The sequence below is a fragment of the Acaryochloris sp. IP29b_bin.137 genome (assembly GCF_028285745.1).
In the GTDB taxonomy this organism is placed as follows: Bacteria; Cyanobacteriota; Cyanobacteriia; order Thermosynechococcales; family Thermosynechococcaceae; genus Acaryochloris.
This window is the reverse complement of the sequence record NZ_JANQOP010000140.1, coordinates 19,367-33,150: the sequence shown is the minus strand read 5'-3', so window position 1 is coordinate 33,150 and position 13,784 is coordinate 19,367. Positions and strand designations below refer to the sequence as shown.

The following is a 13,784-nucleotide window of genomic DNA, read 5'->3' as shown; positions in this document are numbered from 1 at the left end:
CTTTAGCGATACTGGATTAGGAGTAATTCCAAGTGTCCTACTAAAGCCCTCTTGACTAATACCTAGGGGGCTTATCCTTGGTTGGCGAAGGTATTGATGGTAATTGCACCCATTTTACGAGCCGAGATTGAAGAAGTGTCTGAATTAAGTGCCACCCAAAGAGGGGCAGGGGGATTTGGATCAACGGGATATTCCTAACGAAGCAGGGTAGATGGGAAACCTAAACGCTTGGCCAAGCTTTGGTGGGTTAGGGAATAGAGTGATCCAAACTCAAGGAGGTCATTAACGATGGGGTTTAACAATCGTTTTGTTGGGACCCTTCACGACGGTTACCTTAGGACCGTTAAAAACGGTGCGCTTGGGGCCATCATAAAACGTCCGCTTGGGACCACTATAAAATGTTCGCTTGGGACCGCTATAGTAAGTTCGCTTGGGGCTATGAATTAAGGTTCTTTTGGGGCCTTTACGAATAATGGGTTTGGCATTAGCTGGGATCGCTATTCCAGCCGAACCCAGTAATAGAACAGTAGCTAAAACCAGTGATTTTTTAGTCATAAGTCAATTGTGTAACGCTACTGCTTAGACTGGCGTTGTACTCAAAAGGTTTAAAAGGGTTGAAATTTAATTTTTTAACCAACAATTTTCCTATCAGGCTCTTCGCTAAAGCTTTACTGAATAAGCAACAGAAAGAATTTAGCGTCACGCAACCAAAACAGCCAGTGAACGAAGAGGCCAAAAGCTAGACTGGCTGATTTAAACATAAAAATTGCCCCGGAGACGACAATTACGGAGTCTAAAGTCGCTGATCCCCGGAGCACACACATGATAATTACTTATCATAACCATTAAACTGCATCGTTGCAAATCTATGTAAAAATTGCTCCCCCCATCAGTTTTTGGTAGCGAAGATTTAATTCAGTCTGCATCAGGGGCCAAGCCGCTAGGGTACTGTCTTTTGCCAAGACTTTTTCAGCCGCTTGCCGTGCTAATTCGAGGGATTCTTGATCGTCTACCAGACTGGCGAGGGCGAGGTCTGGCAGCCCAGATTGGCGGGTTCCTAAAACTTCCCCAGGCCCTCGAAAGCGCAGATCCATTTCAGCAATAAAAAAGCCATCTTGGGACTGTTCCAGGACCGCCAACCGCTGACGGGCTGTTTCCGTTTTTGAGCTATTCATAAGCAGGCAATAGGATTGATAGGCCCCCCGACCCACCCGACCTCGGAGTTGATGGAGTTGGGACAGTCCAAATCGATCGGCATGTTCAATCAGCATTACCGTGGCGTTGGGAATATCAACCCCCACTTCCACGACGGTGGTCGACACTAAAATATGCAACGTATGTTCGCGAAACTGGGAAATCACCTCGTCTTTTTCCGCAGAGGTCAGTCGTCCATGGAGCAACCCCACCTGGAAGTTTGGGAAAATGGTGTTTTGAAGCCGTTCGTGTTCTTGCACCGCCGATCGCAAATCCAGTTTCTCGGACTCCTCCACCAGGGGCAGGACGATATAAATCTGCCGTCCTTGGGCAATTTCCCGTCGCATCAGGTCATAGGCATGGGTGCGATCTCGGGTCGTCAACATCGTGGTTTGAATCGCCTGCCGCCCCGGTGGCAGCTCATCAATCTGGCTGACATCCAAGTCTCCATGTAGGGTCAAGGCCAGCGTCCGAGGGATCGGGGTAGCCGTCATGGTGAGTACATGGGGATGCTGACCTTTTTGCTGCAGCATGGCTCGCTGCTGAACCCCAAACCGATGTTGTTCGTCAATCACGGCCAAACCCAAACGGTCAAATTCCACATTGTCTTGAATTAAGGCATGGGTACCGACCAGCAGAGGCAGTTCACCCGTTTTGAGCTGTTCAGCAATTTGTCTGCGTTTGGCAGCTTTGGTGGACCCGGTCAATAACTCGACGGGCAAATGAAGCTGATTAAACCATTCCACGAGTTTGTGATAATGCTGCTCAGCCAGAACTTCCGTAGGAGCCATCAGAGCCGTTTGATACCCAGATTGAATCGCCGACAATAAGGCAATCACCGCCACAACGGTTTTACCGGACCCCACATCCCCCTGTACCAGACGGTTCATCGGTTGAGTGGATTGTAGGTCTGCCAGAATATCCTGAACGACTCGCTGTTGGGCTCCTGTCAGGGTAAAGGGCAGCACCTTATAAAAGCGCTCTAGCAATTCCCCGTGGACGCTTAGGGGAACACTTTCTTGAGTCTGGCGCTGCTGTTGGCGTCTGACCAGCATCCCGAGTTGGAGATAGAAAAATTCATCGAAGATCAGACGGCGACGGGCCCGATCCAAAGCATCACTATCGGGGGGGAAATGCACATCTGCGATCGCACTCGGCAAATCCGTCAAATTATGCTGCTGCCGCAAAGCTTCAGGTAATGGATCGCGAAGGCTTTTAGCGGCGGGTAAGGCTGCCACCACTGCCCGCCGCACCAGGTCCGGGGTTACGCCTTCTGTTAGAGCATAAATGGGGACCACGCGCCCAATCACCATCGACTCAATTTTGTCCCCAGAATGGTTGAGCACCTCTAGGTCAGGATTATCTAAGGTAATGCCATATTTGCTGCTCTTGACCAAACCAGAGGCTGCCACAACGGCTCCAGGGGGATAGAGACGTTTCTGTTGTTCTTGCCACCCGCGACTACGAAAACGATTGCCTGCATAGAAGCGGCTCAGCTTAACTTGGCCTGTAGCATCCTTCACCACCAGCTCAAAAATGGTTAGTTTGGGATTGCGGGGGCTGCTAAAGCAGTTCACTCGCCTTACCGTTGCCACCAGGGTGACCGTTGCCCCTTCTTCCAGATCTCGAATCGAGACTTGGCGGGCATAGTCAATATGGTCACGAGGATAGTAAAACAGCAAATCGCGCACGCTATAGAGCCCCAGTTTCTCAAGCTTCTGAGCGCTTTTAGGTCCAATCCCAGACAAGGACAAAATGGGCAGATCTAGCGATAGTTTTTGGGGTGTAGCTGTCAGCTTTTGAGTGGCAGGCTTGCGAGGTTTGGGAGGCGGATCGGTCGCCTGACGGTAATCCTTCTGGGTGGCATAGAGAAGGCGTCGAGTTTCCGCAACCAAATGTTGGCGCTGGTTGAGGGTCAGTTCCGCATAGCCGCCAAACTTCTGGGCCATGGTCTGCCAACGCTCTTGCACGGCAGATTCGGAATGCTGGGGAATGGTGCTGGCTAAACTCTGCTGGAGAAACTGGCTAAACCGAAACTGTTTTCCTTCTAAGTTACAAAAGCCGCGATCCGCTTCTACGGAGAGGGCTTGCTGCAACCGGACCCAATCGGGCAGGCGGTCTGAAGAAGTTGCTGGAACAGAATCACCCATAGACGATGCAGTGATATTGTCCCCATTGTAATGATCAATGGCGGTCTTCAGAGTGGTCGACCCTGGATGGGTACAGCTCGTATTGCCAGATGGGGACGCCATTGAGAGTGAGTGCAGCGGCCTTTTGACTCCCAAGGCGTTGGGCAACCCGCTGAGATCGCACATTCTCAGGATGAATCAAGCTAATCAATTTGGGACACTGTAATTGGTTGAAGGCCACCTCTACTGCTGCCTTGGCGCTTTCTAGGGCATAGCCGTATCCCCAGTGCGATCGCGCCAGCATCCAGCCCACTTCTAATCCCGGCCATCCTTCGGGATAGTAGAGACCGACCCGACCAATTAGGGTTTGTGTCTTTTTTTCCTCCACAGCCCATAATCCATACCCCCGCAAGGTCCAATGTCCCATTACCATGGCCATATTTTTCCAAGCTTGGGCCCGAGATAGTGTTTCACCAGAGCCAACATAAGCGACGACCTTAGGATCTGCCAGCATTGCCGCATAGGCATCTATATCTGCTACACAAAATTGTCTCAGCAGTAGTCGCTCTGTTTCTAGGATCTCCATTTTTGGGTTAAGGTGCGGCAAGTCGAGCTTTTACCCACTAGTGCTGTATTGGACGCCCATTAGTTCGCCAACACATAAGCTGGTTGAGGTAGTGTTTGTTTAATATTATGCAGCTCTTGATGTTGCAACCAATTGGACTGCAGTTTCGCGGTCGCTTCAATGCTTGGGAGTGGCGGACTGATTAAGAAACCTTGTACCGTTTCACACCGCAAAGCCTTCAATAACTCTAATTGTTCTGGCGTATCTACCCCTTCCGCAACCACCTTAAGATGCAACCCTCGCCCCAAGGACAGCACAGCATTGATCACCTCCAACTCCTTGGCCTTCGCAGTCAGGCGTTTGATAAAAGATTGATCAATCTTAAGCGTATCTAAGGGGAGTTGGGTCAAGTAGTTGAGAGAGGAGAATCCTGTCCCAAAGTCATCCATCGCAATTTGAATGCCCATACTCTGGAGCTGTTTGAGCACTTCTTGAGCCAGCGAAATATTCTTAATAGCAATCGTTTCAGTAATTTCCAGTTCTAAGGATTTGGGGTCTAGCTGGGTTTGCCAAAGAACTTGAGAAATCGTTTCTACCAACGTGGGGTCGTAAAATTGCCGTGCCGATAAATTCACGGAAATTGAAAGGGGATGACCGGTGATGCGCTGCCACTCAACTGCTTGTTGACAAGCCCTTTCTAGAACCCACTTACCAATTTTGATAATTAGGTCGGACTCTTCAGCTAAGGGAATAAAAGTGGCTGGTGAGACTAAGCCTTGTTCAGGATGCTGCCATCGAATCAAAGCCTCAAACCCAGTAATTTTGCCAGATTCCAGGTTGATTTGGGGTTGGTAGTGCAATAAAAATTCGTTGCGTTCCAATGCATGGCGGATATTGTTCTGAAGAGCAAATAATTCTGTCGCCTTGGAATTCATATTGGCATCGTAAACGCGATAAATACCTCGACCCTGCTCTTTACATTGGTACAGCGCCACATCCGCGTTCTGGAGCAGAACTTCTGCCTCCTCGCCATCATTTGGGAAACAAGCGATGCCAATACTAGCATTGACATAGATTTCATGGTGATCAATTTTGACCACCGCTTTGAAGGCATCCAAGATCCGCTGGGCCGTCCGTGTTGCGTCTTCAATACTTCGAATCGTCGACAGCAGCAGCGTAAATTCATCACCGCCCCATCGTGCTACCGTATCCCCACCCCGTAGGCAGTTCTGCAGCCGTTGGGCGACTTCTTTCAACAACTCGTCCCCGACAGAATGCCCAAGCGTATCATTAATGGTTTTGAACTTGTCTAAATCCATAAACATGACCGCCAAGTGATGCTGATTACGACGGGCATCGGTCAAGGCTTGATCCAACCGTTCCGCAAACAAAACACGGTTTGGCAACCCGGTTAAGGCATCGTGAAAAGCTTGCTGATGAATAATTTCATCTTTATCTTGACGTTCTAAAGCTGCACTTACACTGGCAGCCATGGTTCTGAGAATGGCTTCTTCTTGATCCGACCATTGATAATGATCGCGGCAGTCATGGAGTTCGATAAACCCCCAAAAGTTATCTTTAACGTTAATGGGTACGGCCAAAACAGACTGAACTTGCTCTTGGGACAGGACCGTTTGCTCTGCCATAGGAAAATCCTGCACAATACCCCTGATGGCTGCACCACCGGCAAGGGTGGTACACCAACGCTGAAGATGAGGGCTGCTATAGAGCTGGTTCTGGCGATGGGAGAACGTGCGAATGGATGTCACCCCTACCCCAGTCCATTCATAGCGAATGGTCGTGGCTAGTCGATGGGTATCCGCATGAATATGATTTTCACTAATACAGATGCGATCGACGCCAGCCGTAATCCCAAATCGGGCCAAAGCCGCTTCAATTGCTTCCTCATGACTCACATTAGCCAGCAGATGGGTGGTGGCTTCTGCCACACTCTGCAATAAGCGATCGCGCTTAAACAATTCAGCTTCGACTTTTTTCCGTTCCGTGATATCAGCTAAACAACAACGAATCAAGCCATTCTCGGAAATAAAGTGAATCGACTGCTCGTAAACTTGGGGACCAACCGTCACTTCTCGGCTCAGAATTTTTTGTCTCGAGGTTTGCGTGAGGGAAATCAGCCCCGCTACGGTTGGATGCTCCACTCCCACGATCTGTAGATCAGGGAACGCATTGTGAGCAGCCGGGTTGATATAAGTCAGATCACCTTTAAGGTTGACCTCAAACATGGGGCTGGGCAGAATCTCGGGAAATGAAGCCAATCGGACCAAAGACGCTGCTCCAAAGCTGGGGGCTTCATCGGATTCATGAACAAAGGTTTCTCGAGGATTAATATCTCGGGTGACGGCTTCCTCAAAATCAAAGTTTTTGCAAAAATCGGCAAATTCTAGATCGCTCAGAGCCCCAAGAACTAGATATTTTGCTGTGATTTGCCGACCAAAAACGATTCTATCTCCATGATTCAGTTTCGCTGAAGTGCATTTTTCGCCATTGATCGCGGTGCCATTGGTACTGGGTTCTCCCTGCAAGTTGCCGTCAATCAGCATAAAGCCATAACTATTGGGATCCGCATTCGTGACCCGTAAAAAAAGCGCATGCTGGCGAGAAATCCCCTTGGATCGAACCACAATCGCGTTCGTCACATCTCTCCCTAAGAAATAGGAAGACTCTTCCAATGGAACCAAGCGAAAGCCATCCGAATCCTCAAGGATTAGAAGATGCCTAATTTTTCTTTGCGGATCGTTGAGGTCTGTGGGCACGGATCATGGGGTCGCAACGTTTCAATGCTCTTCTAATTCCAGCCCAAATGACATCAGTAAAACTATCGAACTTCTTTTTTGAGAGAGATTATTTTTCCTCTTATCTAGATATTTTTACGGCCAATTCAGCAAAAATGGTTTGATGCGACAGTAAGCAGCCGATTTCTACTCACAATGATCGTTCCGAATCTTGCCACTGGGGAAAGTAGTTTGACAATAGCGACTGTTACTCACATCAGCGCCACTGATATCCGCGCCGCGCAAATTGGCCTCTTGTAAGTTAGCCTCGCTCAGATCAACCCCACTGAGGTCTGCATTTTGGAGATTGGCTCCCGTCAAATTGGCTTGACTCAGATCTACGCCACTCAGATCCGCCTCTTCGAGATTGGCTCCCGTCAGGTTAGCAACACTGAGGTCGACCCCGCTTAAATCTGCCTTATGCAAATCAATTTGGGTCAAGTTAGCCTCGCTGAGATCAGCCCCACTTAAATCGGCTTGACTGAGATCGGCATCACTGAGGTTGCAGCGACACAGCTCGGCTCCGCTTAAATCTATCTGGCTCAATTCAAGTTGATGAAGATCTAGGGCGGTTAAATCCACCCCAGCAAATCGACGCTCCCCAGCTGCATAGCGGCTGATGATTTCTTCGCGACTGAGTTTCATAAACCTACAAGCATTGCTGATATCTCAACCATAGCGTAATTGCATAGACTAGAAATGGCCGTCCCATTCACCCCTAAGCACTCCATCCCACAACGGTTGTGAACCTTAACTATCAAACCATCTTGATCGGCTTATTTAGTGGGCTCAGACTGCTTCTTACCCCGTTTTTGATCTACGTTGGCTTCGCGCTTTATATCTTTTTCAAAGCCGATAGCATGATTTTTCTGCCTCAACCTAGTAGTTACCCAGATACAGATGAGGTGATAAAGCTGCCTGTCACGGCGAAGGAACAGATCTCGGCGCTGTATTTGCCCAATCCCAACGCAATGTTTACATTGCTCTATATCCACGGCAATGCCGAAGATTTGGGGGACATTCGCCCCCGCTTAGAGCAACTCCAACAGTCCGGCTTCAGCGTGTTTGCCTATGATTATCGGGGCTATGGGACGAGCGATGGTCAACCCAGTGAACAGAATGCCTATGAGGATGTTAAGCAAGTATATCTGTACTTGACCCAAACCCTTGGTGTAAACCCCAACCGTCTTCTTGTCCAAGGGCGTTCTTTGGGGGGAGGATCGGCGGTTTATTTGGCAACCCAGTACCCAGTAGCGGGGGTCATTCTGGAAAGTACCTTTACCTCAACCTTTCGGGTGGTAGTGCCTATCCCAATTTTGCCCTTCGATAAATTCACGAACCTACAAAGACTTCCGCAGATCCACGTACCCATTTTGGTGATCCATGGTGAAGCCGATTCAGTGATTCCGATCGCACAGGGTCGCCAACTCTACGCCGCTGCCTCAGCTCCCAAGCAGATGCTATGGGTGCCCAGCGCAGGCCACAACAATGTTCCCCAAATCGCGGGAGAACGATACTATCAAGCATTAACTGCATTTCAAAACTTAGTTCTACAACAGAATCCTGAACCAGATTTGATCGAAGAGTAGGGGGGTTTTGGGAGGGATGTCGCAGGAAATCAGAGGCTTAAATCGCCGATATAGCTGGTGTTTCTGGGGAGACAACAGACTTTTTGGTCAATGGATACATTTAAGGCATCATGTAAAAGGCTTTATTTATGATATTAGGGATGGCATTGGGTCGCCTCACTGGTCTGGGCTTCATATGTACCGGAACAGGTAATCCAGGTAAACAAGATGGTCTAAAGCCCTCTTGCAGCTTCATGATTTAGCTACAATCGCCCCTATGTATGCAACTTGGCAATCTTATCTAGGAAACAACCATGATCGTAACGGCTATCGCTGCTATTGTTGGCGGTTTAGTGCTGTTAGTTTTTGGTGCAGAAGCGTTAGTGCGTGGGGCCTCTCGCTTGGCAACGATGGTTGGCCTCTCCCCATTGATTATTGGATTGACGATTGTGGCCTATGGTACCAGCGCCCCCGAAATGGCTGTCAGTGTCAAATCTAGCCTGATTGGTCAGGGTGATATTTCCTTGGGCAACGTGATTGGCAGTAATATTTTTAATATTTTATTGATTCTGGGGTTGTCTTCCTTGATTACGCCGCTGCTAGTTGCTCAACAACTAGTGCGCCTAGATGTGCCCATTATGATTGGGGTATCAGCCCTAATGTTGCTATTTAGTTGGGATGGAGTATTAGGTCGTTCAGATGGGGTGATCTTATTCCTGGGCGGCATTATTTATACGCTCTTCTTAATCTATCAAGGTCGACAGGAACATAACGAAGAGGTCCAAGCTGAATATGCCAGTGAGTATGGGAAACCCTTAAAGCTGTCTGGACCCAGCTTGGCTGCTAACTTAGGCTATATCGTTGTTGGCGCTATTTTATTGGTGTCAGGCTCCCATTGGTTAGTGAATGGGTCTGTGTCCATTGCCCAGAAGTTAGGGATTTCTGAACTCGTTATTGGTTTGACCATTATTTCTATTGGGACGTCCTTGCCTGAATTAGCCACATCTATTGTGGCTAGTTTCAGGGGGGAGCGTGATATTGCGGTGGGCAATGTGATCGGCAGCAATATCTTCAATATTTTGACGGCCCTGGGACTGGCCAGTATGCTGGCTCCCGAAGGCATTACGGTGACCAATGCGGCTCGTTCTTTTGATATCCCGATTATGATTGCGGCAGCAGTAGCTTGTCTTCCCATCTTTGCCACTGGCAATGTGATTACCCGGTGGGAAGGCATTCTCTTTTTGATCTATTACATGGCCTATAACAGTTACTTAGTGCTAAATACCATGCATCATGAAGGGATAACGGTGCTTACAACCATTGTGAGTACATTTATCGCCCCACTCACGATGATTACGTTTGCGATTATTACCATTCGAACCGTTCGCCATCAACGCAGCACCAAGATTTAAGGCTACTGAATGGGGGACGATGGAGCAATTTTCACAAATCCCGCTTTACTCAATAAGTCCTGGCCCTGGCTGCTGAGCAATAGTTGGGTATAGGCTTCTCCGGCTTGGGTATTGTCCCGGTTGCTGGCATAGATGACGTAGAGGGGGTGGGTTAAGGGATATTCTTGGTTCAGAATGGCCTGAGTGTTGATTTGATTGCGCGGGTTAGGACAGTCACTCGGTTCGATATAAGGAGATTGATAGGGGGCGATCCGCCGTGACGTTGGACCAACCGGAAGCGGTTTGACCGTACATTGGGGAACAATCTCTGCTGCGGACCCAAAGAAAATGCCACCCGGACTATCCGCTAATTTCCGGAGCGCGGTTGTCATATTGGGGAAATAATCTAGCTGTTGGCTAAAGGATTTTCCCTGCATCACCTGTTTGAGAAATAGGTCAAGCATGCCCTCAGATTCAAATGAGAGGGCGAAGGGCTTTATTTCAAGATTGGGTCCCCCGACTTGCGTCCAGTTTGTAATCGATCCAGTGTAAATGTCAGCTATTTGCTGTAGGGTTAATCCCTGAATCGGTAGGCTGGGATGAACCGCGATGGCAATACCATCCGTCGCCACAGATGTTTGTTTCAGCGTTAATCCTTGCTGTTGAGCTTGGGTGAGTTCTGAGGATTTAAGGGCCCGATCGGACTGAACAAAATCCAATTTTCCTTGGATCAAAAGTGCGATCGCAGTAGTGGTATTCGCCTGGGTTTCCTTGGGTTGGATATAACTGAGCTGATATTCCCGTCTTTCCGATTGAATGGTTGAGTCAACCACCAAGCGAATCGGCGACCAGTCGGGACTACCACCGTACTTGAAACGGCCTGAAGGAACATTGTCCACTTGACGAAAGGTGGAATATTCAGACGGCCTCTCCTCCGTTGAGACGGGTGAAGGTTGAGTTTGCTGTAACTGTTGCCAAAGGCCAAACCCGAGAAGGCTGAATGCCCAAAGTAAGCCGCAGGTAATGATGCCGGGTAAGACAAGATGCTGATAGTTTTGGGGACGGTTCGGAGTAGGCATGGGGGGTCTATATTGGAATCCCCTCAATCGAAGGATTGAGAGAAGAACATCATTGTTTTATGGATAGCATTATCCCATCCTGGCTTGAGGATTCTGTGGCGTCTCAGAAGTATTTTGAGGGGAAGGGGGTCAGGGTCAGTCATATTCTGGACGGCTGCTCGATTGTCGAGAGCAGACCTGGGAGATGTTGGCTCAAAAATAATCAAATGGTGACTTAACCCTCAAGAATTAAAATTTTTGCAAATAAATATATTTCCCCAGGTTATCCCCAAAGTTTCCACAAGTCTTTCTAGAGTTTTCCACAGGTTTCCGGGGGTTTTCCACAGGGAAAGGATGGATCTAGACGGCCTCACATCGATCTGGGGAATTTGGCTGCAAACAGAGATTTCCCCAGATTTATATGAATCTATGTAAAGATAAAGGGCTAAAACCCCTGATTTTTCGTGAACGAGTTCATTTTTTCTTAATAATTTAGTGACGGGCTAACCATTGACAACCCCACCCCCACATAGCGCAAAATAAGTCCGCTTAGGTTATTGGCGTGCTCGGACTGTTGGGCAGGCAGATCTTATGCATTCAAATAACGGGCCTCAACATACTGTCACAATTAATCACTATGAACGCGACAATAAGTATTCTTGCTGAGATTCCTGAAGAGCTGCATCAGACCCTCAAGGGCTATTTGGAGTCTCATCCTGACTGGGACCAGGATCGAGTCTTCTCTGCAGCCTTATCCTTGTTCTTGCTGCAAAATGGCGAAGGCGATCGCCGGGCTGCGCGAGTGTACCTCGATACGCTGTTTCAGCGTTCTGTTGGGTAGACGCTGATCCAAAGATGATATCGGCGAGTTGGCGTGAGGGATGGTGTCGGCCCAAAGGTTCAGGAACGGATAGCAATCGGGGAACCGGGAGATTTTAGATTGCTTAACTTGCTCCGGTGCAGTTTGCTGAAATAATAGGGGCGGATACGGTTGTTAAACGACCGAAGATTTTATCTCTCCCTTGCATAGGCGGTCGCAATAAGCCTGACTTTCGCAATTTATGGTCAAACTTCGTTCTGTTTTTCTCCAGTTACTAGCCAGTGTTCTTGCCCTACTGCTCTGTAGCGGAACAGTCTGGGCGCTCGATACGGACTCTTCCGCCGGGACGTCTCCACTGGAACCAGAATTAGGGCCTGCAGCTGCACGCTTCATTCCAGATGCGGCTCCCCTGATGGTTTCACTGGTGGGGCACTCCGGCCCACTGAAGTCTTTGGGGGATGAAGCTGCAGGTCACTCATTTCAGTACACCGATTTGCCTGCGGCTCTCCTCGCCACCGCAGGGATTGATTATCGTCAAGATATTCGGCCCTGGGCAGGGGATGAGTTGACCTTTGCCCTGACAGAGTTAGGCCCCGGCCAAGGGCCGGGCTACCTACTGGTTCTAAAAGCTCGCAATAGCCGAGATGCAAACACTTTCTTAGAGAAGTTTTGGCAGCTGCAAGCAGAGGCGGGGCAATCGATTAATTTTGAGCGTTACGATGGGATAGATATTATCTCTGCCCAGGTTTCCCCTCAGTTCGCCGGAGCCGACATACCGCCATTACCCCACCCATGGCAGCCCATTCAGGCCTTATCGACGGCCAAAGTAGACGATCGCTTCGTCTTGGTGACCAACCACCATCAGGTTTTGGAACAGGCCTTGAGCACGTTCAACAAACCTGGATCCCAACTGGCCAAGCATGCTGATTACAAAACCGCGATCGCAACCCTGAACCCAACCCAATCGACCAGCATTGCCTACCTCAACTTAGAGAAGCTGATTCCAGCTCTGTCAGGAAAACCTGCAGGAGCATCGGCAACCTATAAAGGATTAGGCGTCACCTTTGGGGAGTCTCGGCAAGGGGTGTGGGTCGAAACCGCCTTAATCGCAAACTCAGACCGTCAGGTCCCAACCGTCCACACCAAACCCCTAGAACCAACGACTGCCTTAAGTTATTTCCCAGGTAATAGTCCATTGGTGGTGTCTGGCATGGACCTTGGCGCCCTATGGTCACAAATTGACCAAGACTTGCAGGGGTATCCGGCCCTTAAAGCCTGGGTGAATACAACCCTTGGAGCGTGGGGGCAGACGCGAGGCTTGAGTTTAACGAGTCAGATTTTTCCATTGATTGATGGAAACTATGCTTGGGCGCTGTTGCCAGAGTCCCTTTCTCCAGTCTTATCAGCACAGCCCGATGCAAAAGCAGATTGGCTATTTGCCTATGAGCAAACCAATAGCGACCATTCTCAGCAATTGACTCGTTATTTGAATGATCTAGCAACCCAGCAGGATTTAGGGACTAGCCCCTTCGAACTGGCAGGCCGGAAAGTCTATGCTTGGACTCGATTAGTCTCTCAAGAAATAGACAATACGCGAGGCAGCAATCTCACCTTTAAGACAGAGGTGACAGGTGCCTATGCCAATATTGACGATCAAAAGGTCTTGGCCAGTTCTCCAGAAGCGTTAGGATTAGCCCTGGAAGCTGGCAATGGGGCTTTGAGCAATCAGCGATCGTTTCAGGATGCGATCGCACCCTTCGATCAACCCAATCAAGGCTTCGTCTACCTAGATTGGCCCATGATGCAACCCTTCCTCAAGCAGAATCTACCGATCATCTCCAAGCTTGAAGCGCATGCTCAGACCCTAACCCATAAACTGCGATCAATCTCAGTCAGTAGTTATGGCGAAACCCCAGAAGTTCAGCATAGCAAGTGGTACCTGCGGTTTGGTTAAGAGCGTGTTTAGGATCCATCAGTTGAAATTGGTTAGTGCCCACTAATCCAATGGATGAGGTGCTGAAGCCGATCAGCATTGATGGGGAATCTACCCTCCTGCTGACTGCCCAGAGGTTTGGGGTGGAGCATCCAGATCGTTATCCACAATTCAAAGATCTGATCTGTCAAATTAACTACACCATTAGGATTCGCTGACCCTCTAAGCTAATCCCTACTCTGGAGAGCCGAACTTATACTACGGTTCTCCGGTGGGGATTAGGAAAATAAACAGGTACAATACTCATACCCAATAGGCGAAAGGTTGGCAT

The 13,784-nt window shown here is 49.0% G+C and carries 11 protein-coding genes and 1 pseudogene; 6 read left to right on the top strand and 6 right to left on the bottom strand.

Annotated features, from left to right (window positions below; translation table 11 throughout):
* Positions 1-96 precede the first annotated feature (96 nt).
* Positions 97-198 (top strand): annotated as a pseudogene (locus Q0991_RS10880) (dUTP diphosphatase); the annotation flags it as partial.
* A gap of 84 nt (positions 199-282) precedes the next feature.
* Here Q0991_RS10880 and Q0991_RS10875 read toward each other — a convergent pair.
* The 5 genes from Q0991_RS10875 to Q0991_RS10855 form a co-directional block, all read right to left on the bottom strand.
* Positions 283-555, bottom strand: coding sequence for a hypothetical protein (locus Q0991_RS10875; RefSeq protein ID WP_299488281.1), 273 nt, complete (start codon positions 553-555; stop codon positions 283-285).
* A gap of 311 nt (positions 556-866) precedes the next feature.
* Positions 867-3,344, bottom strand: a complete 2,478-nt coding sequence (gene recG / locus Q0991_RS10870; protein ID WP_299488284.1) for an ATP-dependent DNA helicase RecG — start codon at positions 3,342-3,344, stop codon at positions 867-869.
* 34 nt (positions 3,345-3,378) lie between these two features.
* Complete coding sequence (locus tag Q0991_RS10865) at positions 3,379-3,909, bottom strand: GNAT family N-acetyltransferase (protein WP_299488279.1); 531 nt, start codon at positions 3,907-3,909, stop codon at positions 3,379-3,381.
* Positions 3,910-3,968: 59 nt separating this feature from the next.
* A complete protein-coding gene (locus tag Q0991_RS10860; RefSeq protein WP_299488277.1) occupies positions 3,969-6,665 on the bottom strand; it encodes an EAL domain-containing protein in 2,697 nt (898 codons plus the stop codon).
* Positions 6,666-6,830: 165 nt separating this feature from the next.
* Positions 6,831-7,328 carry a pentapeptide repeat-containing protein gene (locus tag Q0991_RS10855; protein WP_299488275.1) on the bottom strand — a complete coding sequence of 166 codons (498 nt, stop codon included), beginning with the start codon at positions 7,326-7,328 and terminating at the stop codon, positions 6,831-6,833.
* Between the two features lie 98 nt (positions 7,329-7,426).
* On the opposite strand from Q0991_RS10855, the gene Q0991_RS10850 reads away from it, so the two are divergent.
* The gene (locus Q0991_RS10850) at positions 7,427-8,272 is read left to right on the top strand and encodes an alpha/beta hydrolase (RefSeq protein WP_299488273.1); all 846 of its coding nucleotides are present in this window, start codon (positions 7,427-7,429) and stop codon (positions 8,270-8,272) included.
* Between the two features lie 293 nt (positions 8,273-8,565).
* Positions 8,566-9,663: a calcium/sodium antiporter gene (locus Q0991_RS10845; RefSeq protein ID WP_299488272.1), complete on the top strand. Its 1,098-nt coding sequence runs from the start codon at positions 8,566-8,568 to the stop codon at positions 9,661-9,663.
* Between the two features lie 2 nt (positions 9,664-9,665).
* Here the strand turns inward: Q0991_RS10845 and Q0991_RS10840 are convergent, their stop codons facing one another.
* Positions 9,666-10,721 carry a substrate-binding domain-containing protein gene (locus tag Q0991_RS10840; protein WP_299488270.1) on the bottom strand — a complete coding sequence of 352 codons (1,056 nt, stop codon included), beginning with the start codon at positions 10,719-10,721 and terminating at the stop codon, positions 9,666-9,668.
* Positions 10,722-11,337: 616 nt separating this feature from the next.
* Here Q0991_RS10840 and Q0991_RS10835 point away from each other — a divergent pair.
* The 3 genes from Q0991_RS10835 to Q0991_RS10825 all read left to right on the top strand — a co-directional run bounded on the left by Q0991_RS10835 (position 11,338) and on the right by Q0991_RS10825 (position 13,671).
* Positions 11,338-11,541 (top strand): DUF2811 domain-containing protein, encoded by a 204-nt coding sequence (locus Q0991_RS10835; RefSeq protein WP_299488268.1) that lies wholly within the window; start codon positions 11,338-11,340, stop codon positions 11,539-11,541.
* Between the two features lie 220 nt (positions 11,542-11,761).
* Complete coding sequence (locus Q0991_RS10830) at positions 11,762-13,474, top strand: DUF3352 domain-containing protein (protein WP_299488266.1); 1,713 nt, start codon at positions 11,762-11,764, stop codon at positions 13,472-13,474.
* Positions 13,475-13,509: 35 nt separating this feature from the next.
* Positions 13,510-13,671 carry a hypothetical protein gene (locus Q0991_RS10825; RefSeq protein WP_299488264.1) on the top strand — a complete coding sequence of 54 codons (162 nt, stop codon included), beginning with the start codon at positions 13,510-13,512 and terminating at the stop codon, positions 13,669-13,671.
* The last annotated feature ends 113 nt before the right edge of the window (positions 13,672-13,784 follow it).